The sequence below is a fragment of the Lysobacter enzymogenes genome (assembly GCF_900106525.1).
Lineage (GTDB): Bacteria > Pseudomonadota > Gammaproteobacteria > Xanthomonadales > Xanthomonadaceae > Lysobacter > Lysobacter enzymogenes.
This window is the reverse complement of the sequence record NZ_FNOG01000003.1, coordinates 274,094-300,803: the sequence shown is the minus strand read 5'-3', so window position 1 is coordinate 300,803 and position 26,710 is coordinate 274,094. Positions and strand designations below refer to the sequence as shown.

Sequence of the window (26,710 nt, the reverse complement as noted above, 5' to 3'; positions counted from 1 at the left end):
CCTCCCACAAAAGAAAAAATGTCGGGCCTGAAGCCCACCCACAAAGAAGCGGCCCGAAGGCCGCTTTTTTGTGGGTGCAGCGGCGATGCTCGACTCAGCCGTGGCCGACCCGCATCCCCGCCTTCGCCGCCAGTTCCTCGAAGCCCGGGAACGAGGTCGCCACATTGGCCACATCGCCGATCCGCACCTCGCCCGCCGCCAACTGCGCGGCCACCGCGAAACTCATCGCGATGCGATGGTCGCCGTGGCTTTCCACCGCGCCGCCGCCCAACGCGCCGCCGTCGACGATCGCGCCGTCGGGCGTTTCCTCGATGTTCGCGCCGAGCGCGCGCAGGCCCACGGCCATGGTCGCGATGCGGTCGGACTCCTTGACCCGCAGCTCGGCCGCGCCGCTGACCACGGTGCGGCCTTCGGCGACCGCCGCGGCGACGAACAGCGCCGGGAACTCGTCGATCATGTCCGGCACCAGCGCCTGCGGCACCTCGACGCCGCGCAGGCGCGCGTGGCGCACGCGCAGATCGGCGACCGGCTCGCCGCCTTCGCTGCGCGGATTTTCTTCGACGATGTCCGCGCCCATCAGCCGCAGCGCCGACAACAAACCGGTGCGGCGCGGGTTCATGCCGACCGCTTCGAGCAGCAGCTCCGAACCCGGAATCACGCTCGCGGCGACCAGGAAGAACGCCGCCGAGGAGAAGTCGGCCGGCACCGCGACATCGGTCGCGCGCAGCGCGTGGCCGCCGCTCAGGCGCGCGTAGCCGGGCGAGAACTCGATCGGCCAGCCGAACGCGGCGAGCATGCGCTCGGTGTAGTCGCGGGTCGGGTGCGGTTCGTGCACCACGGTGTCGCCCTGCGCGTACAAGCCGGCCAGCAGCAGCGCCGACTTCACCTGCGCGCTGGCGACCGGCAAGGTGTATTCGATCCCGCGCAGTTCGCGGCCGCCGTGGATGCGCAGCGGCGGCAGGCCACCCTCGACGGTGTCGATGCGCGCGCCCATCGCCGCGAGCGGCTCGGTCACGCGCCGCATCGGCCGCTTCGACAACGACGCATCGCCGATCAGCACGCTGTCGAAGCCCTGCCCCGCCAGCGCACCGGCGAGCAGGCGCATGCCGGTGCCGGCGTTGCCGCAGTCCAGCGGCGCGTCGCTGCCGCGCAGGCCGTGCAGGCCGACGCCGTGGACGATGCGCTCGCTCGCGCTCGGCGTTTCGATGCGCACGCCGAGCTGCTCGAACACACGCGCGGTGGCGCGGGTGTCCTCGCCTTCGAGAAAGCCGGTGACGCGGGTGACGCCCTGCGCGAGCGCGCCGAGCATCACCGCGCGGTGCGAGACCGACTTGTCGCCCGGCACCCGGATCGAACCGCGCAACGCGGCGCCCGGACCGGCGGTCCAGGCTTGGGAAGAATCGCTCGCGCTCATGCCAGCACTTGGTCCAATGCCGCCAGCAGGCGACGGTTCTCGTCGGCCGAGCCGACGCTGATGCGGATGCAGTCGCCCAGGCCGTAGCCGCCCATCGGCCGCAGGATCACCCCGCGCGCGACCAGCGCGGCTTCCACCTGCGGCGTGCGCGCGCCGAATTCGGCCAGGACGAAGTTGGTCTGCGACGGGAACGCGCGCAGGCCGCGCCGGTTCAAGGCTTCGGCCAGCGCGGCGCGCTGCTCGGCGTTGCGTGCGCAGGCCCAGCGCAGATGGTCGTCGTCGCCGAGCGCGGCCTCGCACGCGGTCAGCGCCGGGCCGTTGACGTTGAAGCTCTCGCGCAGGCGGTCCATCACCGCGATCAAACCCAGCTGCGCGATCAGATAGCCCACGCGCAGGCCGGCCAGGCCATAGGCCTTGCTGAAGGTGCGCGTCACCGCGACGTTGGGATAGCGATCCAGCACGCTCAACGCGCTGGCGTAATCCGGCGCGTCGGCCATCTCGGCGTAGGCCTCGTCCATCACCACGATCACCTGCGGCGGGATCTTGTCGAGGAATTCGACCAGCGCCTCGCGGCCGAACCAGGTGCCGGTGGGATTGTTCGGATTGGCCACGTACACCAGTTTGGTGTCGGCGCTCACCGCCGCGGCGATGGCGTCGAGGTCGTGCCCGCACGGCATCGCCGCCTCGCGCGGCAATGCATCGACGATGGTCATGCGCGCGCCGGCCGCCTGGGTCGACAGCGCGAACACGGCGAAGCCGTAGCGCGAGAACACCACTTCTTCGCCGGGGCCGGCGAACACCTGGCCGAGCTGCATCAGCAGTTCGTGCGAGCCGTTGCCGAGCAGGATCTGCTTCGTATCGACGCCGTGCTTGCGCGCCAGCGCGCGCTTGAGGTCGCCGCCGAGCGGGTCGGGATAACGGTGCAACGCGTGCAGCGAATCCAGGATCGCCGCGCGCGCGGCCGGCGACGGGCCGTAGGGATTCTCGTTGGATCCCAGCTCGACCAGATGGGCTTCGCCGTACTGCCGGCGCAGCGCGACCAGGTCGTGGCCCGGGTCGTAGGCCTTGAGCCGCTGCACGCCCGGCTGGGCGCGGGAGGCGAACCACGCTTCGTCGAACGCCGGCGCCGTGGAAGCGCCGGACGTTTGCAGTGCCCGCTCGCTCATGCGATCGCTACCGGGTAGGACCCCAGCACCTTGACCTCGTGAGCGAGCTCTTCGAGCTCCTCCAGCGCCTCGCGCATCGCGTCTTCCTCGACGTGGCCGCCGATGTCGACGAAGAACGCGTACTGCCAGCGGCCGGTGTGGCCGGGACGCGACTCGATCCGGTTCATGCTCAGCCCGCGCTTGGCGAACGGCGACAGCACGTTGTACAGCGCGCCGGGCTGGTCCTTGATGAAGATCAGCAGCGAGGTGCGGTCGTTGCCCGAGGGCGAGAACAGCTCGCGGCCGATGACCAAGAAACGCGTCGTATTGTCCGGCCGATCCTCGATCGGCCCGGCTACGCTGCGCAGCCCGTACACGTTGGCCGCGGCGACGCCGGCGATCGCCGCCGCATCGTCGGAATTGCGCGCGCGGCGCGCGGCTTCGGCGTTGCTCGACACCGGAATCTTCTCGGCCTTGGGCAGGTATTGGCGCAGCCACGCCTTGCACTGGGCGAACGACTGCGGATGTGAGTAGACCCGCTCGATATCCTCGATCCGGCCGCCGCGCGAGAGCAGGTGTTGGTGCACGCGCAGCTCGACTTCGCCGCAGATCTTGAGCTTGGAGGTCAGGAACATGTCCAAGGTCGACTGGATCGTGCCCTGGGTGGAGTTCTCCACCGGCACCACGCCGAAGTCGGCGCTGCCGGCCTCCACTTCCTGGAACACTTCCTCGATGCTGGCCAGCGGCAGGCCGTGGATCGAATGGCCGAAGTGCTTGTATACCGCCTGCTGCGAGTGCGTGCCTTCCGGACCGAGGAAGCCGATCTTCAGCGGCTCCTGCTGGGCCAGGCAGGCCGACATGATTTCGCGGAACAGCCGCACCAGCACTTCGTCGTTGAGCGGGCCGTCGTTGCGGTCGACCACTCGGCGCAGCACCTGCGCTTCGCGCTCGGGGCGGTAGTAGTCCACGGCTGCGGCCAGCTTGCCCTTGGCCTTGCCGACCTGGTTGGCGAACTGGGCGCGCTCGGCGATGAGCTGCTGGATGTGGCGGTCGATGCCGTCGATGCGTGTGCGCAGCGTGGCCAGGTCGGGCACGGCGGCTACGGGTTCGGCGGGGGCAGCGGCCGGTTCGGCCTGGGCCTTGGCGGCGGCTTTCTTCTTGTCCGCGCTCTTGCCGGCGGGGGCCTTGGTCTTCGCCGCGGCCGGCTTGTTCTTGCTGGATTTGGTGGTCATATGCGTGTCGTTGTGTCCGAAGCAAGCGCGTAGCCGTCCATGGCGCTACTCGCTGCCTCCTTCGGATCGTCCGGCCCGGCCATCCCTGGCCGGGCGCTCGCGACCGCAGCCGATGCCGATAGGGCATCGGCTAAGCGCGGTCGCTCACCCGTGTCTTTGTTGGAAGTCGCGCATGAAGGACGCCAGGGCCTGAACCCCCGCCTCCGGCATCGCGTTGTAGATCGAGGCGCGCATGCCGCCCAGGGCGCGGTGGCCCTTGAGCGAGATCAGCCCGGCCGCTTCGGCTTCCTTGAGGAAGGGCTTGTCCAGCGCTTCGTCCTTGAGGAAGAACGGCACGTTCATGCGCGAGCGCGCGGCGGCGGCGACTTCGTTGCGGTAATAGCCGCCGGAGTTGTCGATCACGTCGTACAGCAGGCCGGCCTTGCGCGCGTTGCGCTTGGCGAACTCTTCCACGCCGCCTTCGGCCAGCATCCACTTGAACACCAGCCCGGCCAGGTACCAGTTCCAGGTCGGCGGGGTGTTGAGCATGGACTCGCCCTTGACGTGCGAGCGGTAGTCGAAGATGTCCGCGCGCGGCTGGCCGGCGCGTTCGAGCAGGTCGCGGCGCACGATGACCACGCTGACGCCGACCGGGCCGAGGTTCTTCTGCGCGCCGGCGTAGATCACGCCGAACCTGGACACGTCCAGCGGCTCGGCGGCGATCGAGGAGGAGAAGTCGGCCACCAGCGGCACGTCGCCGGTGTCGGGGATATCGCGGAACTCGACGCCGTGGATGGTCTCGTTGGCGGTGTAGTGGACGTAGGCCGCGTCCTTGGACAGGTTCCACTCGGCCCGCGCCGGGATGTCGCGGAAGCCGCCGGCCTCGCCGTTGGCGGCCACGTTCGCGCTCACATAAGGCTTGACCTGCTTCAATGCGGTCTTGCCCCAGTGGCCGGTGACCACGTAGTCCACGGCCTGGCCGGGGTTGGCGAAGTTCAGCGCGATCAGCGCCTGCTGCGCGGTGGCGCCGCCCTGCAGGAACAGCACGGCGTAGTCGTCGGGAATCGCCATCAGCGCGCGCAGGTCGCGCTCGGCCTCGGCGGCGACCTGGATGAACTCGGGGCCGCGGTGGCTGAGTTCCACGATCGAGGCCCCGGCGTTGTTCCACTCCAGAAGTTCCGACTGCGCCTGCAGCAGGACCGGTTCGGGCAGGGTCGCGGGACCGGCACTAAAGTTGAAAGCGCGGGACATCGGTAGCTCCGTGGCAGTTGGGGGGTGGTCCCTGAGTATGCCGCAGTGCAGCACCGCGTGTACGTGTCGTTACTCGCGCAACTTTTGCCGCGCCGGCTGCCTCTATGGAATGAAACGGTCCGTAGTTCGTCTTACCACCGTTCCCGGCGCGGCGCCCCCGCCGCGCCGGCCCGTTGCCGCCGTTCGGAGCCGTCCCATGTCGTTGCGCGATGCCCTGACCATCCCCGCCTCCCAGATCACCGACGAGGCCGTCTACCGCGAGCGCCGGCGCCTGTTGGCGGCGCTGGCGCTGAGCCCGGCCCTGGGCCTGTCCGGCTGCGCCGGCGCCGAGGCCCCGCCGCCGCCGGGCGCCAAGCCGGCCAGCCCGGAACAGCTCAAGGCCGGGTTCCGTACCGACGAGACCCTGACCACCTACGCCGATATCACCGGCTACAACAACTTCTACGAGTTCGGCACCGGCAAGGGCGACCCGTCCGCGGCCGCCAAGACCCTGCGCCTGAGCCCGTGGACGGTGGCGGTCGGCGGCGAATGCGCCAAGCCCGGCAAGCTGGCGCTGGAGGACCTGGTCAAGGGCCTGGCGCCGCAGGAACGGGTGTACCGGCTGCGCTGCGTGGAGGGCTGGTCGATGGTGATCCCCTGGCTCGGGGTGCCGCTGGGCGAGGTGCTCAAGCGCTTCGAACCCAGCTCCAAGGCCAAGTACGTGGCCTTCACCACCCTCGCCGACCGCCAGCAGATGCCCGGCATCGCCTATCCCTCGATCAACTGGCCCTACCGCGAGGGCCTGCGCATCGACGAAGCCATGCACCCGCTGGCCCTGCTCGCCACCGGCCTGTACGGCAAGCCGCTGCCGCAGCAGAACGGCGCGCCGCTGCGGCTGGTGGTGCCGTGGAAGTACGGCTTCAAGAGCATCAAGTCGATCGTCGCGATCAACTTCGTCGAACGCCGCCCGGCCACAGCCTGGAACTCGCTGCAGCCCGACGAGTACGGCTTCTTCTCCAACGTCAACCCGAACGTCGACCACCCGCGCTGGAGCCAGAAGACCGAGCGCCGCATCGCCGGCAGCGGCAGCAAGCTGTTCGCCGAACGCATTCCGACCCGGCTGTTCAACGGCTACGGCGATCAGGTCGCCAGCCTGTACGCGGGCATGAACCTCAAGACCTGGTTCTGAGCATGAGCGACGCCGTCCCCGCCGCTACCGTCGCGGCGCCCGCCGCGCGCCGCAAAGCCGCGCCGCGCAAAACCCCGCCCGGCGTGATCGCGGCCAAGGCCGCGGCCCACCTGCTCGCGCTGACCCCGGCCGCGATCCTGGGCTGGCAGATCTGGCAGGAATTCAGCACCGGCCAGGGCGGCCTGGGCGCCGACCCGGTGGCCGAGATCGAGCACCGCCTGGGCCTGTGGGCGCTGCGCCTGCTGCTGATCGCGCTGGCGGTGACGCCGCTGCGGCAACTGACCGGCCAGCCGGTGCTGCTGCGCTTCCGCCGCCTGCTCGGCCTGTATGCCTTCTTCTACGCCAGCCTGCACCTGGCGGCCTATCTGGTGCTGGACCTGCGCGGCTACTGGACCCAGATCTTCGAAGAGATCGCCAAGCGCCCCTACATCACCGTCGGCTTCCTCGCCTGGCTGCTGCTGATCCCGCTGGCGATCACTTCCACCCAGGGCATGATGCGGCGCCTGGGCCGGCTGTGGGGACGGCTGCACCAGTTGGTCTACGCCATCGCCGTGCTGGCGGTGCTGCATTTCTGGTGGCTGGTGAAATCCGACATCCGCGAACCGGCGCTGTACGCCGGCATCCTCGCGGTATTGCTGGGCTGGCGGCTGTGGAAGCGCCTGTCCAAGCCTGCGCCGAAGCGGCCGCAGCCGCTGTAGGAGCGACGCAAGTCGCGACTGCGGGGCTTCAGGCTTGCGTCGCAAGCGCGGTGGCGCGGTCGCGACTTGCGTCGCTCCTACAGGGAGCTGCCCAACCCCAGTCGCGCTGAAACGGCCGCAGCCGCTGTAGGAGCGACGCGAGTCGCGACTGCGGGGCTTCGGGCTTGCGTCGCAAGCGCAGTGGCGCGGTCGCGACTTGCGTCGCTCCTACAAGGGGGCATCGAAGCTCGCGTGCGATCGGCGGCTCAGCGCGCGCCGTAGAGCAGCAACAGGCCGAGCAGCCCCGCCATCACCACCGCCGCCAGCAGCAGCCACGGCATGCGCCGCACCGACGAAGGCAGCGCCGACGGCGGCGTGGGCTTGTCTTCGTTCGCCGCCTGTTCCTGGGCGAGCTGCGCCTGCAGCGCGTCGGCGGCACTGAGCCGGCGGGTCGGCGCTTCGATCACGAAACGGTGCTGGCCGTCGAGCAGCAACTGGTCGCCGGGCTTGAGCAGCGCGTGCCGCACCGGCTGGCCGTTGACCACGCTGCCGTCGAGCGAGCCCACATCGCGCAGCACCACGCCGTCGGCGTGCGCCTCCAGGCGCGCGTGGCGGTCGGCGAAGGCCGGCTCGTTGATGCGGATGTCGCAATCGCCGGCGCGGCCGATCACCTTGGGTTGCTCCAAGGTGTAGCAACGGCCGTGATGCACACCGCCGACGCCGCGCACGACCATGCGCGAATCGGCCGGGATCTCGACCCCGAACGGCGGCGCCGGCTCGGGCTTGTCGGCCACCAGCAGCAGCTCGACCCCGTCGATGAAGATCGCGTCGCCGGGCCGCAGCATCGCCATACGTTTGACCGGCCGGCCGTTGACGTGCAGCCCGTGCAGACTGTCGCGCACCTGCAGCCACACGCCGCGGCGGTCGACGCTGAACTGCGCGATCGCCGCATCGGCGTCGTCGACCAGCACGGTGCGGCCGGCCGAATCGCGGCCGATGGCGTGCACGCCCGGCTTCAACGCCAGGTCGCCATGCTCGCGGTTGGGGTATCGCAGTTTGAGGGCGCTCACCCGGCGGAAATCTAGCAGGTTGCGGCGCCAGGCACACCCTGCTGCGCGCGGCGGCGCATGAACGACGCCGGCGCCGGCCGCGGCGACCCGCATGCGCATGTCGCGGCGGGCTTGGATGCGCCCGTCCCTGCCCGCACAATAACCGGCTTCCAGGGAGACCCAGACATGCCCAGCATCGATATCCAACACCCGCATTCGCTGGCCCCGGCCAAGGCCCGCAAGGCCGTCGAGGACGTGGCCAAGAAGCTCGCCGAACGCTTCGACGTCGAATACGGCTGGGACGGCGACGTGCTCAACTTCGCCCGCAGCGGCGTCGACGGCAAGATCGCGGTCGGCCCCGAGCACCTGCGCGTGACCGCCCAGCTGGGCTTCCTGCTCGGCGCGATGAAGGGCCCGATCGAGGCCGAGATCCGCCGCGTGCTGGAAGAAAAGTTCAAGTAAGCGCGTGACCCGGGCCCGGCTGACCGAGCTCAAACACGCCCTCGAACGCGAAGGCTGGCGGGTCGAGGGCGAATTCGGCGCGCACGAGCCGTTTTATGTCGAACGCGAGCGGATCGTCTGGCGGCTGAGCCGCGGCGATTCGCGCGAACGGCTCGATTTCTTCCTGTTCGCGCCGCTCGGCGGCCCGACCGAGCGGCTGGCCGACCTGGCCTACGTCGATGCGCAAACCAGCGGGCGCAGGCTCTACTTCGACAAGATCGTCAGCGCGCAGTGGCGCGAGAGCCTGCCCGCGTTCGTGAGCGCCGTGGGCACCGTGTAGGAGCGGCGCGAGCCGCGACCGCGGGGTTCCAGGTTGCGCCGCAAACGTGTAACCCCGCGGTCGCGGCTCGCGCCGCTCCTACAGGGGGCGGTTGCGGGATCGGCCGCTACTCGAGGCCGGGGAAGGGATCGGGGTCGCTGTCGAACAGGCGCTGCGCTATGTCGCGCTCGTCCGAACCGATCTCGGCGATGAACTCGCGCACGTCGCCCAATTGCGCGAACGCGGCGAAGCCGCGTTCCAGAAAACCCTGCAATTCCGCCAGCCCGGCGGCCTTGGCCGGCCCGCGCGAGAGCTTGAGCAGGGTCAGGATGCCGGGCATGCGCACCGCCTTGCCCAGACCCAGGCCGACGTTCTCGATCAACCCGATCTGATGCTCGCGCAGCCGCGGCAGGCCGCAGGCGCGATAGGCCTGCGCGTACAGCGCGCCGTCGAGCTTGCGCCGGCGCGGCGCGAGCGCGTGCAGGCGCTCGCTCATGCGCAGGTCGAAGGCCTGGGTCAGCAGGCCCAGCTCGATCGCATCGGCCACCGTCGCCAGCAACGGTCCGGGCAACAGTTTCTGCATCATCGGCAGCACCCGCGCGATGTCGGCGTCGCGGCGGCTGAAATCGCGGTCGTTGTAGACGTCGCTGAGGAAGAACTGCGCCGCCGGGCGCCGGCGCGGATCGCGCAGGAAGCGGTCGAAGCTGGCCTCCAGCCGGCGCGCCTGCCATTGCCGCAGCTCCGGCAGCCAACGCAGGCGGTTGCGCGGCTCGCGCTCGGGATCGTGCAGGGCCTGGTGGCTGGACAGCAGGCAGGCCATGCGGTGGCTGAGGTCGGATGTTCTGGACATCGGAACCGATGATCGCGGGAGCCCCGCGCGCTCGCAAGAGCGACGCGATCGAAGATCGCAGCGCCCCTCACCACGAACCACAAACCACGACGAAAGCCTCGGGTCCGGGAGGGCCTCCTCCTGGACCATGCCAAAGGCCCGGTCCAGGAGGAGGCCCTCCCGGACCCGAGGCTGCCCCCACCCCGACGCCCTTCGACCTTCGTACACCCCCGCTGGACGCCCCGCCCCGCTGGGCTACACTCGACCGACTACCGCCAAGGCCGTGCCGCCGATCACATGCTGTCACTCCATTCCGCCCGCCACCGGGCGAGCCGCAAGCCGGCGGCGAAAGGAAGCAAGAACACCGGCACCGCGAAAAGCACGCGCAAACGCGACGACGCCCCCGCCCAACGCGACCCCGCCGCGGCCCCGCGCATCGGCCTGGCCATCGCCGGCGGCGGCCCGATCGGCGGCATGTACGAACTCGGCGCCCTGCGCGCCCTCGACGAAGCCATCGAAGGCCTCGACCTGACCCGGCTGGACTGCTACGTCGGCGTCAGCAGCGGCGCCTTCCTCGCCGCCGGCCTGGCCAACCGCATGGACACCGCCGAGATGTGCCGGATCTTCGTCACCGGCGACAGCGCCGACGTCGAATTCCGGCCCGAAACCTTCATGCGCCCGGCCTTCGTCGAATACCTCAAGCGCGCCGCCAGCTTCCCGCGCCTGGCCACCGAGTGGTGGCGCGAACTGCTGTTCTCGCCGCTGGAAGCGCGCTGGTCCGACCTGATCACCCGCTTCGGCGGCCTGATCCCCAACGGCCTGTTCGACAACAGCGAAGTCGAACGCTTCCTGCGCGAAGTGTTCACCCGGCGCGGCCGCAGCAACGACTTCCGCGAACTCGACGCCGAGCTGTACGTAGTCGCCGTCGACATCGACAGCGGCGACGCGGTGCGCTTCGGCGGCGAAGGCTGGGACGAGGTGCCGATCTCCAAAGCGGTGCAAGCCAGCGCCGCCCTGCCCGGCCTGTACCCGCCGGTCAACATCGACGGCCGCCACTTCGTCGACGGCGCCCTGCGCCGGACCATGCACGCCTCTGTCGTGCTCGAACGCGGCATCGACCTGCTGATCGGGCTCAACCCGCTGGTGCCGTTCAACCACAGCCACGGCGCCGCGGTGGCCGAAGACAACAGCCTCGCCGCCGGCGGCCTGCCGGCGGTGCTGTCGCAGACCTTCCGCACCCTGCTGCAATCGCGCATGCAGGTCGGCCTGGCCCGCTACGCCCAGCAATACCCGGACATCGACCAACTGGTGTTCGAACCCAACGCCGAAGACCGCGAACTGTTCTTCACCAACGCCTTCAGCTTCTCCGCGCGCCGGCGCATCTGCGAAATCGCCTACCGCAACACCCTGGCCGACCTGCGCGCGCGCGCCGAACAGCTGGCGCCGATCCTGGCCGCGCACGGCCTGCGCCTGCGCGAAGAAGTGCTGGCCGACCCCGAGCGCTCGATCCTCGACGGCATCGCCCCGCCCGCGCGCGACAGCGAGACCACCGCGCGCCTGCGCCGCGCGCTCGACGACGTCGACCGGCTGGTCGCGAAACGGCGGCCGCGCAAGCGCGGACCGGCGCCCGCGCACTGACGCGCCACGCGCACCAAGACCGATGAATGCGAGGGCGGGAAGCGCAGGCTTCCCGCCCTTCGCGTTTTCGCCGCGCATCCGCGACGCAGCGCGCGATCGTTGCGCTGCGCTGGTGTGAATACTCTAGACAGCGGCCCCATCGTGAGGCCACAGCACTAACCTTAATCACAGGACGTCCATGGCCGCCAAGTTCAAGAAGACCGCGAAGAAGACCTCGGGCAAGACCCGCTCCGCCGGCGCCGCCGGCAAGGGCGCGGGCGCGCAGGAACAGGCCGAGCGCCTGTCCAAGACCCTGAGCGAATCGGCGCAGCAGATCTGGCTGGCCGGCGTCGGCGCGTTCGGCCGCGCCCAGGCCGAAGGCACCAAGCTGTTCGAAGGCCTGGTCAAGGAAGGCCTGAACCTGGAACAGACCGCGCGCAAGTTCACCGGCGGCCAGGCCGGCGCGCTGCGCGATGTGGTCGAGTCCAAGGTCGGCCAGGCGCGCGAGCGCGCGACCGACACCTGGGACCGCCTGGAAAAGGTGTTCGAAGAGCGCGTGCAGCGCGCCCTGGTCAAGCTCGGCGTGCCGGGCCGCGACGATCTGGCCGAACTCAGCGAGCGCGTCGACGCGCTGACCGCCGAGCTTCGCCGCCAGGGCGGCGGCGCCGCGCCGGCGCGCAAGCCGGCCAAGAAGGCCGCCAAGCCCGCTGCCGCCGCCAAGCCGGCCAAGGCCAAGGCGCCGCGCAAGGCGGTGGCCAAGCCCAAGCCGCCGGTCGCGCCCTGAGTTTCACGGCGCGGTCGCATCAGCGTCCTAGGCGCTGACACGAACGCGCGGTATCACTGATCCGCCGTACCGCTTCACCGTCTCGCGCCGCTCGGGCGCGAGGCCCGCTTAAGCCCGCCAGTCCGCGCTTCCGTATGCTCCCCTCCCCTTACGGTTTCGGACTGGCGGGCTTTCTTACAAGTGCAGACAGCGCGCAGGAATGGGACGCGGGCGAAGTTGCTTTCGCCCGCTTCGCGTTTCTGCGCGCTCGCCGCTCAAGCCTTTCACGGCCGCGCCGCTGCCGCGTTTCCTCGTGAACGGCAGACCCCGCACACATCGAATCCGCGAACTGCGTCGCAATTCGCGTGGAATTCATATGTCTGAAGCCGTATATCCTCAGCGTCTTTTATGGGCCTAGCGTTACATGTCGAGTTTCTCCCTGTGGTCCGCTGCCGCCGTCGCGCTGACGATCGGCCTGGGGTCCACCGCCTACCTGTGGTCGTATCGCCGTCATCGCACTGAAGTCGCCACCGGCATCGCCGGCCTGGCCAAGATGCGCTGGCGCGAGTTCGCGCGCCTGATCGTCGAGGCGCTGCGCGATCGCGGTTTCGAGGCCGAATCGGTGGAGGAATCGCTGGCCCGCGGCACCCAGGCCGAACTGCGCCTGCTGCGCGCCGGCAAGCCCTGGCTGCTGTCGTGCAAGCTCGGCGACGGCGACTACAAGGTGCCGGCCGCGACCGTGGCCGAACTGGCCGACGCGGTGCGCTTCCACGGCGCCGCCGGCGGCCTGCTGGTCACCACCGGCCGCTTCGATACCAACTCCGAGCGCGTCGCCGACGGGCTGGACCTGTACAGCGGCGAGACCTTGTGGGAACTGGTCGAACCGCAACTGCCGGCCTCGACCCGCCACGAAATCATCGCCGCGGCGCAGAAGCGCAGCATCCAGACCATCGTCGCCGCCTGGGGCGCAGCGATCGCGCTGGCGCTGATCGTCGGCTTCCTGGTGCCGCAACTGCTGCCCGACGAAGCGCCGACGCCGACGCCCGCATCGGCCGGCACCGACGCGCCCGCCGCCGGCGATGGCGACGACGCGCCGCCCGCACCCACCCCGCCGGCCGCCGACACGCCGCAGCCGGCGCCCGTCGCGCCGCCCGCGCCGCAACAACCGGCCGCGCCGGTGCCGTCGGCATCCACCGGCGACGCCGACGCCGACCGCGCCGAAGTGATCCGCAGCGCCGCGCGCCTGCCCGGCACCGAGCGCGCGCTGTGGTCAACCGCGTCGAACCTGCTGATCTACCGGCTCAGCGAGGCCCAGAAGCAGGACGTCGACGCGATCTGCCAATTGCTGGAGCGCTATCCGGAACTGCGCTCCTCGCGCGTGCAGTTGCAGCCGCCGCCGAACAGCAACAGCCGGGTGCGCTTCTTCCAGTGCAAGGCTTACTGAGCCGGCCGTAAGCCGCTGTAGGCGCGGCGCGAGCCGCGACTGCGGGCTTGCCAGGTTGCGCCGTCAGCGAGGTGTCGCGGTCGCGGCTTGCGCCGCTCCTACAGGGAGCCCAGGTGGGTTGCGTGAGTGCTTGAAACGACGAAGCCCGGCACTGCCGGGCTTCGTGCGTTTTGCCTGATGCCGATGCTGCGCAGCGGCCGCAAGCCGCTGTAGGAGCGGCGCGAGCCGCGACTGCGGGCTTGCCAGGTTGCGCCGTATGCGCGGTGTCGCGGTCGCGGCTTGCGCCGCTCCTACAGGGAGCCCAGGTGGGTTGCGTGAATGCTTGAAACGACGAAGCCCGGCGCTGCCTGGCTTCGTGCGTTTTGCCTGATGCCGACGCTGCGCAGCAGCCGCAAGCCGCTGTAGGAGCGGCGCGAGCCGCGACTGCGCTTGCAAGGTTGCGCCGTCAGCGAGGTGTCGTGGTCGCGGCTTGCGCCGCTCCTACAGAGAGCCCAGGCAGCTTGCGCGGATAGCTAAAACGACGAAGCCCGGCGGGGCCGGGCTTCGTCTGCTTGCGATGCGAGCGGGTTTACCAGTGCACGCCGCGCATCAACGCCGCGAACGCGATCTGCTCGCTGTTGGCGTGTTCGTCCTTGAGCCCCTTGCGGTCGCCCTTGGCCGCGGCCGAGTCGGGGAACAGTTCGAACGCGGTGCTCATCACCACCTCGTAGGCCTTCGGCGCCAGCGCGTTGACCACCGAGGCGAAGATGCCCAGGCGCGTGGCGATGCGGCTGGGCCGCTCGATGATGCCCTTGACCACCAGGTCGGCGGCTTCGTCGGGCGTCAGCGTCGGCACGCTGTCGTACATCTTGGTCGGCGCGATCATCGGCGTCTTCACCAACGGCATGTTGATGGTGGTGAAGCTGATGCCCTTGCCCGACAGCTCGCCCTGCGCGCAGCGGCTGAACGCGTCCAGCGCGGCCTTCGACGCCACATAGGCCGAGAACCGCGGCGAGTTGGCCAGCACGCCGATCGAGGAGATGTTGATGATGTGGCCCTTGCGGCGCTCGGTCATCTTCGGCATGAAGCCCATGATCAGGCGCAGGCTGCCGAAGTAGTTGAGCTGCATGGTGCGTTCGAAATCGTGGAAACGATCGTAGCTGAGCTCGATCGAACGACGGATCGAGCGGCCGGCGTTGTTGACCAGGATGTCGACGTGGCCGTGCTCTTTGAGGATGGTCTCGACCAGGCGGTCGCAGTCGGCCATGTCGGCCAGATCCGCGGTGTAGGCGAAGACCTTGCCGCCGAGCGCCTTCATCGCGTCGCGGGCCTTGAACAGTTCCTCCTCGCCGCGCGCGACGATGATGGTGACCGCGCCCGCCGCGGCGACCTTCTCCGCGGTCGCAAGGCCGATGCCGGACGAGCCGCCGGTGATCACCACGACCTTGTTGCGCACCTTGCCCTTAAGCGTGCGGTCGACGAACAGGTCCGGATCCAGGTGGCGTTCCCAGTAGTCCCACAGGCGCCAGGCGTAGTCGTCCAGGTGCGGCACCTTGATCCCGCTGCCGCGCAGCGCGCGCTCGGTCTCGCGGTTGTCGAAGCGGGTCGGATAGGTGATGAACTTCAGGGTTTCCTTGGGAATCTTGAAGTCGCGCAGCAGCATGCCGACGAAGCGACGCACCGGCGGCAGGTTGCCGACCGCGCCGCGGATGCCGCTGGGCACGAAGGCGAACATGCGCGCGTCGATGCGCATCGTCATCTCCGGCGTGTGGCCGGCGCGGGCGAAGGTGTTGAGCACCTCGCCGACGCGCTGCGGCTCCGGATCGGTCAGGTGGAAGCAATGCCCGTCGAGCTTGGGCTTGTGCGCGATGTGGTCCATCGCGTCGACCACGTAGTCGACCGGGATGATGTTGATCCGCCCGCCCTCGACGCCGAGCATCGGCATCCACGGCGGCAGCATCTCGCGCAGCTTCTTGAGGAAGGTGAAGAAGTAGTACGGGCCGTCGATCTTGTCCATCTCGCCGGTCTGCGAATGGCCGACCACCATGCCCGGGCGGTAGATCCGCCACTTGACCCGCTTCTCGGCGCGGACCAGGCCCTCGGAATCGTGCTTGGTGCGCAGGTACGGATCGTCCAGGCCCTCGGCCTCGTCGAACATGTCCTCGCGGAACACGCCCGGGTACATGCCGGCGGCGGCGATCGAACTGGTGTGATGGAACACCAGATTGGACGCCGGCGCGGCGCTGAGCGCCGCGGCCAGGTCCAGCGCGTGCTGGGTGCCGTCGATGTTGGCCGCGCGCTGCGATTGCGCGCTGGCGGTGAGATCGTAGATCGCCGCCAGATGGAAGAAATGCTTGATCTTCCCGCTCAGCGAGCGGATCTGCGCAGGCGTCAGCCCGCACTTGGCCTGGGTCATGTCGCCCGCCACGGGGATCACCCGCTTGAGGTCCCAACCCATCTTCTTGGCCGTGGCGTCGAACTTCTTCTGCGAATCCTTGCGCACCAGCACGTGGATCGTGCCCTTGCGTTTCAGCAGGTTGCTGACGAGGAAGCGACCGATGAAACCCGTCGCGCCGGTGACGAAATAGCTCATACCCCTCTCCTGGATGGCCCCGATCGGCCGCCGTTGCGGCGGCATGACGCTACGGTGCCAGAGCGCGGGCGCGGTAACAATTCCTTTCCGTATTGACCCACTCCGGAGCGCATGGTGTGATGCCGCCTCAACCTGGTGCCCAGGAGAGGCCCGCCGTGTCCGATATCCAAGCCGCATTCGAACAAGCCGCCAAGGACGTCCAGTCCCTGCCCGAACGCCCCGATAACGACACCCTCCTGCGCCTGTACGCGCTGTACAAGCAGGGCGCCGAAGGCGATGTCAACGGGCCCAAGCCCGGCTTCTTCGACTTCGTCGGCACGGCCAAGTACGAGGCCTGGGAAAAGCTCAAGGGCACCGATCAGGCCGAAGCCAAGAAGAAGTACGTCGATCTGGTCAAGAAGCTGCGCGGCTGACGCCGCGCCCCGCCCCGCCTTCCCCCGGCCGCACGATGGCGAAACAGACCCGCCAACGCATCCTCGATGCCGCGTTGATCATGTTCAACGCGCAAGGCGAGCCCAACGTCACCACCAACCACATCGCCGACGAGCTGGAGATCAGCCCCGGCAATCTGTACTACCACTTCCGCAACAAGGACGACATCATCGAGCAGCTGTTCGCTCGATTCGAGGAGCGCATGGACGCCGCCCTGGCCGCGCCGCAAGGGCGCCTGCCGGGGCTGGAGGACATCTGGCTGCAGTTGCACCTGGTGTTCGAGTGCATCTGGGACTACCGCTTCCTCTACCGCGATCTGGTCGAGATCCTCAGCCGCAACCGCCGCCTGCGCATGCGCTTCGCGCGCATCCTCAAGCGCGCCGACGAGCAGGCCCACCTGGTCATGCGCGGGTTGTCGCAGGCCGGGGTCATGCGCGCGTCCGGCGACGAGCTGGCGGCCACCGCCACCAACGTGTTGGTGATCGCGACGTTCTGGCTCAACTACGCCGCCGCGCGCGGCGACAAGGACGAGCACGCGGCGATCCGCGACGGCATCGTCCAGGTGATGATGCTGCTGTCGCCGTTCCTGCGCGATGCCGAGCGGATGCACCTGAACACGCTGATCCGCGCGTATCTCGACTGAGGCCGGCCGCGGCTGAACGCGGTCGGCAAACCTCTCGCCGCAACGAAAAAGGGCGCCATTCGGCGCCCTTTCGGTGTCAAGCCTTGCGCGCGCGGCGTGCGGCCGGCTTGCGCGCGGCACGACGCGGCGCCGCGGCCTTCTTCGCCGCCGGCTTGCGGCCCTTGCGCTGGGCGCGCGGCGTGCGCTGGCCCTTCAGGCCGAGCTTGTCCAGCACCGGCGCCAGCCGCGCCTCGACTTCGGCGCTGAACTGCACCACTTTCGGCTCGACCTGGCCGCGCACGTTCTCGATCCCGCCGACCACGTTGCCGCGCGCGTCCGAGGCCAGATCGCGCACGCGCCGCTGCAGCGCGTCGACCTGCCCGGCCGCACGGCCGGCGCCGGCCAGCGCTTCGCGGCGCGCGAGCGCGGCCAGACCCAAGCTGGCCAGCCACAGGTGCCGCAGCGTGGTGGTTTGGTTCGCGGCCGGCTTGGCCGCCGCCTGCTTCTTGCGCTTGCCCACTGCCATCGTCGCACTCCGTCGACCGCCCGGAATGGACGGTTTCGCCCGCGCACTATCGCCAGCGCGCATCGAGCAATGGCACTAGCCCTTTCAGCCGGCGCACAGGCGCGCGGCCCCTCTTGCCAGCCCCCCCGCCGCGGCGGGATGCTGCCGGTCCGATCCGTTCGAACAAGGACAGTACATGGCCGCCAAGACCGCCTGGGCCGCTTTTCCGCACGACGCCAAGGCCTATGCCTACGCCGGCGACGCCCTCAAGAAAGCCTGGCCCAAGCTGCACGCCGGCGATGCCGAGCCGTTCCCGGACGCCAAGCGCGCGGGCGCGCTGATCAAGGCCGCCGGCAAGGCCGCGCCCAAGGGCGCGGACGCGGACGCGCTGGCCGAGGCGCTGCAGGAGGCCTGGCGCGCGTTCCATCGCGGCGACTTCAAGGCGGCCTTCGACGCCGGCGAGAAGCTCGGCCCGGTCGGCGCTTCGGTGGCGGTGAAAGCCTTGGGCATCCACGCGACCTATCTGGTCGAGGACGAGGCCGAGCAGCTCAAGCGCTATCAGCAGGCGGCCAAGATCGCCGAGGCCGCGGTCGCCGCGCTGCCGGACGAGGCCAACAGCCATTACCGCTACGCCTTCGCCCTGGGCCGCTACAGCCAGGGCCTGAGCATCGCCAAGGCGCTCAAGGACGGCATCGCCGGCAAGGTCCGCGCCGCGCTGGACACGACCCTGGAACTGGAAGCCAAGCACGCCGAAGCGCATACCGCGATGGCGCTGTACCACGCCGAGATCATCGACAAGATCGGCGGCATGATCGGCGGGCTCACCTACGGCGCCAAGGCCAGCGAGTCGGAGAAGCACATCAAGACCGCGCTCAAGCTGACTCCGGATTCGCCGATCGCCCACATCGAGCACGGCAACGTGCTGATGCTGCTGCACGGCGACAAGCAGGAAGCCGCGGCCGCGGCGGCCTACGAAAAGGCCGCCAAGCTCAAGCCGCTCGACGCGATGGAAGCGCTGGATGCGGCGTATGCGAAGGAGCAGTTGGAGTAAGCGCAGGCGCTGGCCTGGCCGGACGGGCGCGCTGGCGCCGGGCGGCGCGTTCGGCCGGGATGCGCGGCCGCGTGGTGCCCACCGGGCCGCGATGCGCCGAAGTCGGCCCCGCTTACAGGGGATCGCCTCGGCCCGGACCCGGCCCCGCCGCATGGCTCCGGCCCGGTTCTGGCGCGTTTTACCGCGGTTTCCAGGGCGATCCGCGGCGGCGGCCGGTGCGGCCCCGCCCCGTTTCCGCAGACGCAATCCGGCGGATGGGACGATCCGAAAATCGATGGCCGCAAAGGCTTGTCAGTTCCGGATCGCGCGATTACAATTTGCGACCCGATTACATCGGGCGGTTAGCTCAGCGGTAGAGCATCGCCTTCACACGGCGAGGGTCGCAGGTTCGAACCCTGCACCGCCCACCAGTTGCAAGAAAGAAGCCGGCGAAAGCCGGCTTTTTTCGTTGCGCCGCGTCCGGCCCGCGCAAGGTTTCGATTGCGGCGCGCTCAAAGCGGCGCGTGCGCACAGCGGCGCGCCTTTGCGTACAGGAGTCCGTCCATGTCCAAGCTTCGCGCCCCTACCCGCCTCTATCACAACCCGCGCTGCTCCAAATCGCGCGGCGCGCTGGAGCTGCTGCGCGAACGCGGCATCGAGCCGGAAGTGATCGCGTATCTGGAAACGCCGCCGGACGCGACCGAGCTGTGCGAACTGCTGGGCCTGCTCGGCGTCGACGCACGCGAGCTGCTGCGCAGCGGCGAGGACGAATACAAGCAACTCGGGCTCGACGATACCTCGCTCGACGAGGACGCGCTGATCGCGGCGATGGCCGCGCATCCGCGCCTGATCGAACGGCCGGTGTTCGTGCACGGCGGCCGCGCGGTGATCGGGCGTCCGCCGGAGCGGGTGCTGGAGCTGTTGTAAGCGGCGGGCGGATCGGCCGTTGCGGTTCGATCCGACAGCGAAAATCAAAATGGATTCCGGCGTTCGCCGGAATGACGGAACTCTGAAGCTGAGCCGACTCAAGGCCGGATGCAGCCCTCAACACCGTCATTCCGGCGAACGCCGGAATCCATTTTGATTTTCGCCTGCGCTCACCGCACGCAAGCCGCTGCGCTCAGAACGACTTGCTCGCCCGCATCGCCAACACCCGGTCGGGCGCGGCGAACGAATCGCTGCGCGCGCCGGCCCAGAACGACTGGAACACCGCGTGCGCCGGAATCTTGCCGAGCAAATCGCCCGGTGCGAGGAAGTTGTACAACGCGCCGAGCGAGCGCACCTCGGTCGGGGTGACCCGGCGCAGGATGTGCTCGGGGCCGATCTCCGAGGTATGCCGCAGGCCGGCCGCGCACAGCAGATCGCGCAACGCCTTGAGCGTGTTCTCGTGGAAGTGGAACACGCGCGCGGACTTGTCCGGCACGTCGAGCTTGCTCCAGCGGCTCGGATCCTGGGTGGCGATGCCGGTCGGGCAGCGGTCGGTATGGCAGCTCTGCGCCTGGATGCAGCCCAGCGCGAACATGTAGCCGCGCGCGGCGTTGCACCAGTCCGCGCCCATCGCCAGGGTGCGGGCGATGTCGAAGGCGCTGGTGATGCGCCCGGCCGCGCCGACCCGGATCTTGTCGCGCAATTCCAGCCCGACCAGGGTGTTGTGCACCAGCATCAAGGCCTCGTGCATGGGCACGCCGACGTGATCGATGAACTCCGCCGGCGCCGCGCCGGTGCCGCCCTCGGCGCCGTCGACGACGACGAAATCCGGCAGCAGCCCGCTTTCGTGCATGGCCTTGGCGATGCCGAACCACTCCCAGGGATGGCCGATGGCAAGCTTGAAGCCGACCGGCTTGCCGCCGGACAGTTCGCGCAGCCGCGCCACGAATTGCAGCAGCCCCAGCGGCGAATCGAACGCGGTGTGCGCGGCCGGCGAGACGCAGTCCTGGCCCATCGGCACGCCGCGCGTGGCCGAGATCTCGGCGCTGACCTTGGCCGCCGGCAGCACGCCGCCGTGGCCGGGCTTTGCGCCTTGCGAGAGCTTGATCTCGATCATCTTGACCTGGGGGTCGCGGGCGTTGGCGACGAAGCGCTCTTCGCTGAACAAGCCGCGCTCGTCGCGGCAGCCGAAGTAGCCCGAGCCGATTTCCCAGACCAGATCGCCGCCGTTCTCGCGGTGGTACGGCGAGATCGAGCCTTCGCCGGTGTCGTGGTAGAAGCCGCCGAGCTTGGCGCCCTTGTTGAGCGCGCGGATGGCGTTGGCCGAAAGCGAGCCGAAGCTCATCGCCGAGATGTTGAACACGCTGGCCGCATACGGCTGCGCGCTGTTCTCGCCGATGGTGATGCGGAAGTCGTGGGCGACATGCGCGGTCGGCGCCAGCGAATGGTTGATCCATTCGTAATCCAGGCCGTAGACATCGACCTGGCTGCCGAACGGACGCACGTCGTTGACCGACTTGGAACGCTGATAGACCAGCGCGCGCTGCTGGCGCGAGAACGGCACCTCGGCGGTATCGGCCTCGATGAAGTACTGGCGCATTTCCGGCCCGATCGACTCTAGGCCGTAACGGAAGTGCGCGAGCACCGGGTAGTTGCGGCGCAAGGTGCTGCGGGTCTGCAATAGATCAGCGGTTCCAAGCGCGGCGACCGCGCCGAAACCGGCCAGACCCCACAACCAGTACGGGTGATGCAGGACAACCAGAACCGCGCAGACCAGGGTCAGGACCAGGCTGGCGACGTAGACGGCATAGCGCATCATGGCGTTCGGAGAGTTCACGGGCTGGCGCCGAGCATAACCGCGGCGAGGTGCAGGATTTGTACGGGGCCGGGCGGGATGCGCTTGGGCTGGGTCTTCGGACCCTGGTGCGTTCCGGGCTCATCGCAGCGTTGGCGCTTGTGGGGACTTCTTGTGGGAGGGCGTTCAGGCCCGACGCTTTTCGCTCAGATCGCAGCGCCTGAGCCAAGAGCGTCGGGGCTGAAGCCCCTCCCACAGTCGCATTGCTGGCAGGCGCGCTGGGGCTGTGGATCCCCGCCTTCGCGGGGATGACGTTTTGGCAGAGACGCATCGGCTTTTTGTGGGAGGGCCTTCAGGCCCGACGCTTTTCGCTCAGATCACAGCGCCTGGGCCAAGAGCGTCGGGGCTGAAGCCCCTCCCACAGTTGTATTGCTGGCAGGCGTACCGCGGCTTTGGATCCCCGCCTTCGCGGGATGACGTTCTAGTAGAAGACGTGTCGGCTGCTTGTGGGAGGGCCTTCAGGCCCGACGCTTTTCGGCCGGATCGCAGTGCCTGAGCGAAGAGCGTCGGGGCTCAAGCCCCTCCCACAATCGCAAAGCGCCGGAGCTATCGCCGCGATCCGCGCACCGGCAACCCCAGACTCACAAACGCCCGTCGACCTCGTCGCGCGGGTACAGGCTCTTGATGTCGTACAGTAACGCGCCCGGTTTGCCGTAGGCGCGCGCGCCGGCGGCGCCGAGGGCGCGGAACTGCTCGTGCGCCACCGCGATCACGATCGCGTCGTAGGCGCCCGGCTCGGGCGCATCGACCATGTCCAGGCCGTACTCGCGCCGCGCTTCCTCGGCGTTGGCCCAGGGGTCGCAAATCTCCACCCGCGCGCGGTATTCGCCGAACTCGCGCGCCAGATCGATGACCCGGGTGTTGCGCAGGTCGGCGCAGTTTTCCTTGAAGGTCAGGCCGAGGATGAGGATGCGCGATTCGGCGATGGCGATGCCGCGCTGGATCATGCGCTTGATCACCTCCGCCGCCACGTGCCCGCCCATCGCGTCGTTGATGCGCCGGCAGGCGAGCAGGATGTCGGGGTAATAGCCCGCGCTCTGCGCTTTCTGGATCAGGTAATACGGGTCCACGCCGATGCAATGGCCGCCGACCAGGCCGGGCCGGAACGGCAGGAAATTCCACTTGGTCCCGGCCGCTTCCAGCACTTCGGTGGTGTCGATGCCCAGGCGCTGGAAGATCAGCGCGAACTCGTTGATCAAGGCGATGTTGGCGTCGCGCTGGGTGTTCTCGATGACCTTGGAGGCCTCGGCCACGCGCAGGCTGGAGGCGCGGTGGGTGCCGGCGGGAATGATGCTGCGATAGAGCGCGTCGACGCGCTCGGCGGTTTCGGGCGTGGAGCCCGAAGTGACCTTGGGAATGTCGACCAGCTTGCGCTGGCGGTCGCCGGGATTGATCCGCTCCGGGCTGTAGCCGACGAAGAAATCCTGGTTGCAGCGCAGCCCCGAGACGCGCTCGAGTTCGGGGATGCAGATCTCCTCGGTTGCGCCGGGATAGACGGTGGACTCGTAGATCACCGTGTCGCCGCGCTTGAGCACGCCGGCGAGCGCGCGGCTGGCCAGGATCAGCGGGGTGAAGTCCGGGCGCTTGTGCTCGTCCACCGGCGTAGGCACGGTGACCACGAACACGTCGCGATCGTCCAGGTCTTCCAGCGCGGCGCTGAAGCGCAGGCGCGTGGCGGAGCGGATCTCGGCGGCGTCGTGCTCATGATGGCGGTCCTCGCCGGTGCTGAGCTGGGCCACGCGCACCGGGTCGATGTCGTAGCCGACGGTGTCGTAGACCTTGCCGAACTCCAGCGCCAGCGGCAGGCCGACATAGCCCAGGCCGACCACGCCGATGCGCGAGCGCGCGATTGAATCGAGGTGCTGTGCCATGGTCCGCCCGGGTCCGCGCTGAGTACGTCGGCGCAATTCTAATGAACTCTAGGGACGTGCGGCGCGCGGCGCAGGCCCGGCCGCGCGTTTGCGCCGACGCTGTCTCAACCCGCCGCCGGAGAATCGGCCAGCGAATCGCCGCGGCGCAGCCCGAACGCCGCCGCGACCGGCGCCAGATACGCCTGCGCGCGGCCGCCGTCGCATTGCAGGCGCGCGATGCGCTCATCGGCGCGGTATTCGATCAGCAGCGCGCTGCCGTCGGCCTCGCATTCCCAGATCGACAGCTCGCGGGTCGGGTTGAGGTAGTGCCAGCCGCCCTCGCCTTCGCCCAGGCCCGCCCACAGCGCGTCCGACAGCGCCCGGTGCGCGGCGAACGCGTCCCAGCCCTGCGCCGGCGCCCAGTCGCGCCAGGCCGGCGCGCTCATTCCTCGGCCACCGCGACCGCGTTGCGGCCCAGTTGCTTGGCCCGGTACAGCGCGGCGTCGGCGTGGCGCATCCACATCGCCGCGGTGTAGGCCCTGGCGCCGGTGCCGGCGACGCCGATGCTGACCGTGCAGCGCAGCTCCGGGGTGTCGTCGAAGCGCGCGTCCTCGATCGCGCGGCGCAGGCGCTCGGCGATGGCCTGCGCGCTGTCGGCGTCGGTGTCCATCAGGATCAGCGCGAACTCGTCGCCGCCGATGCGGCTGGCGGTGTCGGTCATGCGCGCGGCGCGCTGCAGTACGTCGGCGACCCGGCGCAGCACCGCATCGCCGATCTGGTGGCCGTGGTAATCGTTGATGTCCTTGAACCGGTCCACGTCGATCAACACCAGCGCTGCGCGCTTGTTGCTGCGCGCGCAGTGGGTCATGGTCGCGCTGGCCGCGTCGTCCCAGTGCAGGCGGTTCTGCAGGCCGGTCAGCGGATCGGTGCGGCTGAGCAGGGCGAGCTGGCGGTTCTGCCGCACCACCTTGCGCGCCAGCCCGTAGGCGGCGCTGCTGATCGCCATCGGATAGACGAACATGAAAGGCAGGCAGGCCAGGATCACCAGCATCGAGCTGTGCGGCGCGAAGCCGAAACCGAACGCGGCCCACGCCGCCAGGCAGGCCAGCGCCTGGGCGCCGGCGGTGCGCAGCAGGAAACGCCAGCCGCCGACGCCGATCTTGTCGGCCGACAGCATCACCGCCAGCAGCGCGCTGGGCACCGCGTTGAACTGCATCGCCGCGATCCATACCCCGCCCAGGACCGAGTCGATCACCAGGTTGCGGTATTCGCTGAACTCCGGATCGCGGCTGCGCGAGGCGATCAGGTACGCCGCCACCGGCCACACGAAGCCGTTGCCGAACAACGCCGCCCACGCCCACCACGGCGCGCCCTGCTCGTAGAGCACGCCGCCTACGGCGAAGAAACCGAAGCCCAGGCCGAGGGTGCGCATCTGGTAGATGCGCCGGACGAAGCGCAGATGCTCGCCGGCGCGGCTGGGGTCGTAAGCGCTGTCGTTCTTTGCCGTCACGCGCGCTCCCACGGCGGTCGGTCCCGCGCGGCGTGGATGCGGCGCGTACCGCATACCCTGCGCCGGCGCGGGTGGACGCGCAAGACGCTGCGGGCTTGCGGCCTCGTCGCGCACGGCCGCGGCGGACGCGCGCCGGCGCCGGACTCGCCGCGCAACCGAAACGTGGCGGCAGCGTCCAACGGTGCGCGCGATCACTGATTGCGCTTGTTTGCCGGCGTTTTTACCGATTTTCGCGGCGCCTTACGCGCCTACAGTGGGCCCGGGCCACTGCCGCCGGCACCGCCGCTCCGCCGCACGCGCGGACCCGATGCCCCCGCTCCACGCCGGCCGTTCCGCGCCGGGCCCGGCCCGTCCCCGCCGCAGCCTGCGGCCTATCCAACGTGAGGACTTCGCCGATGTCGCACCCGACCCTGCCGCGCCTGCACACCGCCTCCCGCGCCCTGCGCCCGCTCGCCCTGGCCACCGCCGCCGTGCTGGCCGCGGTCTGCGCCGCACCTGCCGCTGCCGCCACGGTCAACCTCGCCGGCCTGCAAGCCGGCGGCAGCTACGACCAGTTCATCGTCAAATACCGCGCCGGCAGCAGCGCCCGCGCCAGCGCGGCCGAGTTCGACGCCGCGCTCGGCCGCGCCGCCGCTGCGCTGCCGGCGGCCAAGGGCCAGCCGCGCCTGGGCCTGTCGCACCTGCGCCGCATGTCGATGGGCGCCGACGTGATCCGCGCCGACCGCGGCCTCGACCGCAACGACGCCATCGCGCTGATGAAGCGCATCGCCGCCGACCCGCGCGTGGAATACGTCGAACCCGACCTGCTGATGAGCACCCAGCTCACCCCCAACGACACCCGCTTCAACGAGCAGTGGCATTACGCCGACAGCGCGGTCGGCATCAACGGGCCCAGCGCCTGGGACAAGGCCGACGGCGCCGGCGTGGTGGTGGCGGTGGTCGACAGCGGCTATCTCTCGCACACCGACCTCAACTCCAATCTGCTGCCGGGCTACGACTTCGTCACCTCGGTCAACGGCCTGGGCCTGGCCTGCCTGTTCGCCGGGCTGCCGTCCAACTGCGGCGGCGGCAACGACGGCAACGGCCGCGACAACAACGCCCTCGACTCGTCCAACATCAAGCACGGCACGCATGTGTCCGGCACCATCGCCGCGGTCACCAACAACGGCGCCGGCGTGGCCGGGGTGGCGCGCAACGCCAAGATCGTGCCGGTGCGCGTGCTCGGCAACAGCGGCGTGGGCGCCACCTCCGACATCGCCGACGGCATCGTCTGGGCTTCCGGCGGCACGGTCAGCGGCATTCCGGCCAATCCCAATCCGGCCGACGTGATCAATCTCTCGCTCGGCGGCGCCCAGGCCTGCAGCCAGACCCTGGCTTATCGCGACGCGATCAACGCCGCCACCGCCAACGGTTCGATCGTGGTGGTCGCCGCCGGCAACAGCAACAACGATGTGTCCGGCTTCACTCCGGCCAGTTGCCCGAACACGATCACGGTGGCCGCCAGCGACATCAACGGCAACCGTGCGTGGTATTCGAACTACGGCGCCGGCATCGACATCACCGCGCCGGGCGGCGAGACCTGCTCGCCGGCGGCCGAGTTCCTGGCCCTGGGCGAATCGGTCAGCGGCAAGTGCACGCAGAACCACGCCAACCGCGGCGTGCTCTCGACCGTGGACGGCAACGGCTACGACTTCTACCAGGGCACCTCGATGGCCGCGCCGCACGTGGCCGGCGTAGTCGCGCTGATCAAGTCGGTCAAGCCGGCGCTGAACACCACGCAGGTGCAGACGATCCTGACCAACACCGCGCGGCCGATCGCCGCGGCCAAGTGCCCGGGCGGTTGCGGGCCGGGCCTGGTCGACGCCAATGCGGCGGTGACCGCGGCGCAGGGCCCGTAAGCGAGTCGGTTGCGGCCGAATCGGGGCCGGCGCCGCGCGCGCCGGCCCTGTCGCCGCCCGCCCGCACTTGTCCGCTGCGGGCGATTGCGTGCAGCAAATCGCTGCCCTATTCACAATTCACGCAACGCGAATCATTCCTAACGGACAACTAACATCGCCCTGGGCTAGTTTTAGCCGCACA

24 protein-coding genes and 1 tRNA gene are annotated in these 26,710 nt (G+C 69.5%); 13 read left to right on the top strand and 12 right to left on the bottom strand.

Features of this window, described 5'->3' with window-relative positions; genetic code table 11:
• Positions 1 to 94: 94 nt before the first annotated feature.
• The 4 genes from aroA to serC form a co-directional block, all read right to left on the bottom strand.
• Entirely contained in the window at positions 95 to 1,414 is a 1,320-nt protein-coding gene (aroA, locus tag BLU84_RS09000; RefSeq protein WP_074865429.1) for a 3-phosphoshikimate 1-carboxyvinyltransferase, read from the bottom strand.
• Positions 1,411 to 2,580: a histidinol-phosphate transaminase gene (gene hisC, locus BLU84_RS08995; RefSeq protein ID WP_083382451.1), complete on the bottom strand. Its 1,170-nt coding sequence runs from the start codon at positions 2,578 to 2,580 to the stop codon at positions 1,411 to 1,413. Before hisC ends, aroA begins: the two co-directional genes overlap by 4 nt.
• On the bottom strand, positions 2,577 to 3,791 hold the full coding sequence (gene pheA, locus BLU84_RS08990; protein ID WP_074865426.1) for a prephenate dehydratase: 1,215 nt from the start codon (positions 3,789 to 3,791) through the stop codon (positions 2,577 to 2,579). The genes hisC and pheA overlap by 4 nt, the downstream gene beginning before the upstream one ends.
• Before the next feature lie 144 nt (positions 3,792 to 3,935).
• Entirely contained in the window at positions 3,936 to 5,021 is a 1,086-nt protein-coding gene (gene serC, locus BLU84_RS08985; protein ID WP_074865423.1) for a 3-phosphoserine/phosphohydroxythreonine transaminase, read from the bottom strand.
• Between the two features lie 196 nt (positions 5,022 to 5,217).
• Here serC and msrP point away from each other — a divergent pair, with 196 nt between their 5' ends.
• A complete protein-coding gene (gene msrP, locus BLU84_RS08980) occupies positions 5,218 to 6,189 on the top strand; it encodes a protein-methionine-sulfoxide reductase catalytic subunit MsrP (protein ID WP_074865420.1) in 972 nt (323 codons plus the stop codon).
• An 83-nt stretch (positions 6,190 to 6,272) separates the two neighbouring features.
• A complete protein-coding gene (gene msrQ, locus BLU84_RS08975; protein ID WP_074866527.1) occupies positions 6,273 to 6,887 on the top strand; it encodes a protein-methionine-sulfoxide reductase heme-binding subunit MsrQ in 615 nt (204 codons plus the stop codon).
• Positions 6,888 to 7,132: 245 nt separating this feature from the next.
• Here the strand turns inward: msrQ and BLU84_RS08970 are convergent, their stop codons facing one another.
• Positions 7,133 to 7,936, bottom strand: coding sequence for an FHA domain-containing protein (locus BLU84_RS08970; RefSeq protein ID WP_074866525.1), 804 nt, complete (start codon positions 7,934 to 7,936; stop codon positions 7,133 to 7,135).
• Between the two features lie 165 nt (positions 7,937 to 8,101).
• Between BLU84_RS08970 and BLU84_RS08965 the strand changes: the two genes are divergently transcribed.
• Positions 8,102 to 8,377 (top strand): polyhydroxyalkanoic acid system family protein, encoded by a 276-nt coding sequence (locus tag BLU84_RS08965; RefSeq protein ID WP_040390011.1) that lies wholly within the window; start codon positions 8,102 to 8,104, stop codon positions 8,375 to 8,377.
• Between the two features lie 4 nt (positions 8,378 to 8,381).
• A complete protein-coding gene (locus tag BLU84_RS08960) occupies positions 8,382 to 8,696 on the top strand; it encodes a hypothetical protein (protein ID WP_074865417.1) in 315 nt (104 codons plus the stop codon).
• A 106-nt stretch (positions 8,697 to 8,802) separates the two neighbouring features.
• Here BLU84_RS08960 and BLU84_RS08955 read toward each other — a convergent pair whose 3' ends face one another.
• Positions 8,803 to 9,525, bottom strand: a complete 723-nt coding sequence (locus tag BLU84_RS08955; RefSeq protein WP_074865415.1) for a DUF8198 family protein — start codon at positions 9,523 to 9,525, stop codon at positions 8,803 to 8,805.
• A 276-nt stretch (positions 9,526 to 9,801) separates the two neighbouring features.
• Between BLU84_RS08955 and BLU84_RS08950 the strand changes: the two genes are divergently transcribed.
• From BLU84_RS08950 to BLU84_RS08940, 3 genes are all read left to right on the top strand, one after another.
• Entirely contained in the window at positions 9,802 to 11,142 is a 1,341-nt protein-coding gene (locus tag BLU84_RS08950) for a patatin-like phospholipase family protein (protein ID WP_083382449.1), read from the top strand.
• 178 nt (positions 11,143 to 11,320) lie between these two features.
• Positions 11,321 to 11,905, top strand: coding sequence for a phasin family protein (locus BLU84_RS08945; protein ID WP_074865412.1), 585 nt, complete (start codon positions 11,321 to 11,323; stop codon positions 11,903 to 11,905).
• A gap of 403 nt (positions 11,906 to 12,308) precedes the next feature.
• Positions 12,309 to 13,328, top strand: coding sequence for a restriction endonuclease (locus BLU84_RS08940; RefSeq protein WP_074865410.1), 1,020 nt, complete (start codon positions 12,309 to 12,311; stop codon positions 13,326 to 13,328).
• Between the two features lie 568 nt (positions 13,329 to 13,896).
• Here the strand turns inward: BLU84_RS08940 and BLU84_RS08935 are convergent.
• Positions 13,897 to 15,900: an SDR family oxidoreductase gene (locus BLU84_RS08935; protein WP_074865407.1), complete on the bottom strand. Its 2,004-nt coding sequence runs from the start codon at positions 15,898 to 15,900 to the stop codon at positions 13,897 to 13,899.
• Positions 15,901 to 16,055: 155 nt separating this feature from the next.
• Here BLU84_RS08935 and BLU84_RS08930 point away from each other — a divergent pair, with 155 nt between their 5' ends.
• Both BLU84_RS08930 and BLU84_RS08925 read left to right on the top strand, forming a co-directional pair.
• Positions 16,056 to 16,313 carry an acyl-CoA-binding protein gene (locus BLU84_RS08930; RefSeq protein ID WP_074865404.1) on the top strand — a complete coding sequence of 86 codons (258 nt, stop codon included), beginning with the start codon at positions 16,056 to 16,058 and terminating at the stop codon, positions 16,311 to 16,313.
• Between the two features lie 35 nt (positions 16,314 to 16,348).
• A complete protein-coding gene (locus BLU84_RS08925; protein WP_057947969.1) occupies positions 16,349 to 16,975 on the top strand; it encodes a TetR/AcrR family transcriptional regulator in 627 nt (208 codons plus the stop codon).
• 76 nt (positions 16,976 to 17,051) lie between these two features.
• On the opposite strand, the gene BLU84_RS08920 is transcribed toward BLU84_RS08925, so the two are convergent.
• Positions 17,052 to 17,480, bottom strand: a complete 429-nt coding sequence (locus BLU84_RS08920) for a hypothetical protein (protein ID WP_074865401.1) — start codon at positions 17,478 to 17,480, stop codon at positions 17,052 to 17,054.
• Positions 17,481 to 17,655: 175 nt separating this feature from the next.
• Here BLU84_RS08920 and BLU84_RS08915 point away from each other — a divergent pair, with 175 nt between their 5' ends.
• The 3 genes from BLU84_RS08915 (at position 17,656) to arsC (ending at position 19,416) form a co-directional block, all read left to right on the top strand.
• Positions 17,656 to 18,510 (top strand): hypothetical protein, encoded by an 855-nt coding sequence (locus tag BLU84_RS08915; RefSeq protein ID WP_074865398.1) that lies wholly within the window; start codon positions 17,656 to 17,658, stop codon positions 18,508 to 18,510.
• Positions 18,511 to 18,845: 335 nt separating this feature from the next.
• Positions 18,846 to 18,920 (top strand) — tRNA-Val (locus BLU84_RS08910).
• 133 nt (positions 18,921 to 19,053) lie between these two features.
• Entirely contained in the window at positions 19,054 to 19,416 is a 363-nt protein-coding gene (arsC, locus tag BLU84_RS08905; RefSeq protein ID WP_074865395.1) for an arsenate reductase (glutaredoxin), read from the top strand.
• A gap of 193 nt (positions 19,417 to 19,609) precedes the next feature.
• On the opposite strand, the gene BLU84_RS08900 is transcribed toward arsC, so the two are convergent.
• The 4 genes from BLU84_RS08900 to BLU84_RS08885 form a co-directional block, all read right to left on the bottom strand.
• A complete protein-coding gene (locus BLU84_RS08900; protein WP_074865392.1) occupies positions 19,610 to 21,235 on the bottom strand; it encodes an FMN-binding glutamate synthase family protein in 1,626 nt (541 codons plus the stop codon).
• 617 nt (positions 21,236 to 21,852) lie between these two features.
• Positions 21,853 to 23,142 carry a nucleotide sugar dehydrogenase gene (locus tag BLU84_RS08895; RefSeq protein ID WP_074865389.1) on the bottom strand — a complete coding sequence of 430 codons (1,290 nt, stop codon included), beginning with the start codon at positions 23,140 to 23,142 and terminating at the stop codon, positions 21,853 to 21,855.
• 104 nt (positions 23,143 to 23,246) lie between these two features.
• Complete coding sequence (locus tag BLU84_RS08890; protein ID WP_074865386.1) at positions 23,247 to 23,567, bottom strand: hypothetical protein; 321 nt, start codon at positions 23,565 to 23,567, stop codon at positions 23,247 to 23,249.
• Positions 23,564 to 24,631 carry a diguanylate cyclase gene (locus tag BLU84_RS08885; RefSeq protein ID WP_170849127.1) on the bottom strand — a complete coding sequence of 356 codons (1,068 nt, stop codon included), beginning with the start codon at positions 24,629 to 24,631 and terminating at the stop codon, positions 23,564 to 23,566. The genes BLU84_RS08890 and BLU84_RS08885 overlap by 4 nt, the downstream gene beginning before the upstream one ends.
• A 395-nt stretch (positions 24,632 to 25,026) precedes the next feature.
• On the opposite strand from BLU84_RS08885, the gene BLU84_RS08880 reads away from it, so the two are divergent.
• A complete protein-coding gene (locus BLU84_RS08880; protein ID WP_083382447.1) occupies positions 25,027 to 26,529 on the top strand; it encodes a S8 family serine peptidase in 1,503 nt (500 codons plus the stop codon).
• The last annotated feature ends 181 nt before the right edge of the window (positions 26,530 to 26,710 follow it).

What these genes read in the sequence shown, in the direction of transcription:
- aroA (WP_074865429.1), bottom strand. Translation starts at nt 1,414, where the DNA reads ATGAGCGCGAGCGATTCTTCCCAAGCCTGGACCGCCGGTCCGGGCGCC.
- hisC (WP_083382451.1), bottom strand. Translation starts at nt 2,580, where the DNA reads ATGAGCGAGCGGGCACTGCAAACGTCCGGCGCTTCCACGGCGCCGGCG.
- pheA (WP_074865426.1), bottom strand. Translation starts at nt 3,791, where the DNA reads ATGACCACCAAATCCAGCAAGAACAAGCCGGCCGCGGCGAAGACCAAG.
- serC (WP_074865423.1), bottom strand. Translation starts at nt 5,021, where the DNA reads ATGTCCCGCGCTTTCAACTTTAGTGCCGGTCCCGCGACCCTGCCCGAA.
- msrP (WP_074865420.1), top strand. Translation starts at nt 5,218, where the DNA reads ATGTCGTTGCGCGATGCCCTGACCATCCCCGCCTCCCAGATCACCGAC.
- BLU84_RS08965 (WP_040390011.1), top strand. Translation starts at nt 8,102, where the DNA reads ATGCCCAGCATCGATATCCAACACCCGCATTCGCTGGCCCCGGCCAAG.
- BLU84_RS08955 (WP_074865415.1), bottom strand. Translation starts at nt 9,525, where the DNA reads ATGTCCAGAACATCCGACCTCAGCCACCGCATGGCCTGCCTGCTGTCC.
- BLU84_RS08950 (WP_083382449.1), top strand. Translation starts at nt 9,802, where the DNA reads ATGCTGTCACTCCATTCCGCCCGCCACCGGGCGAGCCGCAAGCCGGCG.
- BLU84_RS08945 (WP_074865412.1), top strand. Translation starts at nt 11,321, where the DNA reads ATGGCCGCCAAGTTCAAGAAGACCGCGAAGAAGACCTCGGGCAAGACC.
- BLU84_RS08940 (WP_074865410.1), top strand. Translation starts at nt 12,309, where the DNA reads ATGTCGAGTTTCTCCCTGTGGTCCGCTGCCGCCGTCGCGCTGACGATC.
- BLU84_RS08935 (WP_074865407.1), bottom strand. Translation starts at nt 15,900, where the DNA reads ATGAGCTATTTCGTCACCGGCGCGACGGGTTTCATCGGTCGCTTCCTC.
- BLU84_RS08925 (WP_057947969.1), top strand. Translation starts at nt 16,349, where the DNA reads ATGGCGAAACAGACCCGCCAACGCATCCTCGATGCCGCGTTGATCATG.
- BLU84_RS08920 (WP_074865401.1), bottom strand. Translation starts at nt 17,480, where the DNA reads ATGGCAGTGGGCAAGCGCAAGAAGCAGGCGGCGGCCAAGCCGGCCGCG.
- BLU84_RS08915 (WP_074865398.1), top strand. Translation starts at nt 17,656, where the DNA reads ATGGCCGCCAAGACCGCCTGGGCCGCTTTTCCGCACGACGCCAAGGCC.
- arsC (WP_074865395.1), top strand. Translation starts at nt 19,054, where the DNA reads ATGTCCAAGCTTCGCGCCCCTACCCGCCTCTATCACAACCCGCGCTGC.
- BLU84_RS08900 (WP_074865392.1), bottom strand. Translation starts at nt 21,235, where the DNA reads ATGATGCGCTATGCCGTCTACGTCGCCAGCCTGGTCCTGACCCTGGTC.
- BLU84_RS08895 (WP_074865389.1), bottom strand. Translation starts at nt 23,142, where the DNA reads ATGGCACAGCACCTCGATTCAATCGCGCGCTCGCGCATCGGCGTGGTC.
- BLU84_RS08890 (WP_074865386.1), bottom strand. Translation starts at nt 23,567, where the DNA reads ATGAGCGCGCCGGCCTGGCGCGACTGGGCGCCGGCGCAGGGCTGGGAC.
- BLU84_RS08880 (WP_083382447.1), top strand. Translation starts at nt 25,027, where the DNA reads ATGTCGCACCCGACCCTGCCGCGCCTGCACACCGCCTCCCGCGCCCTG.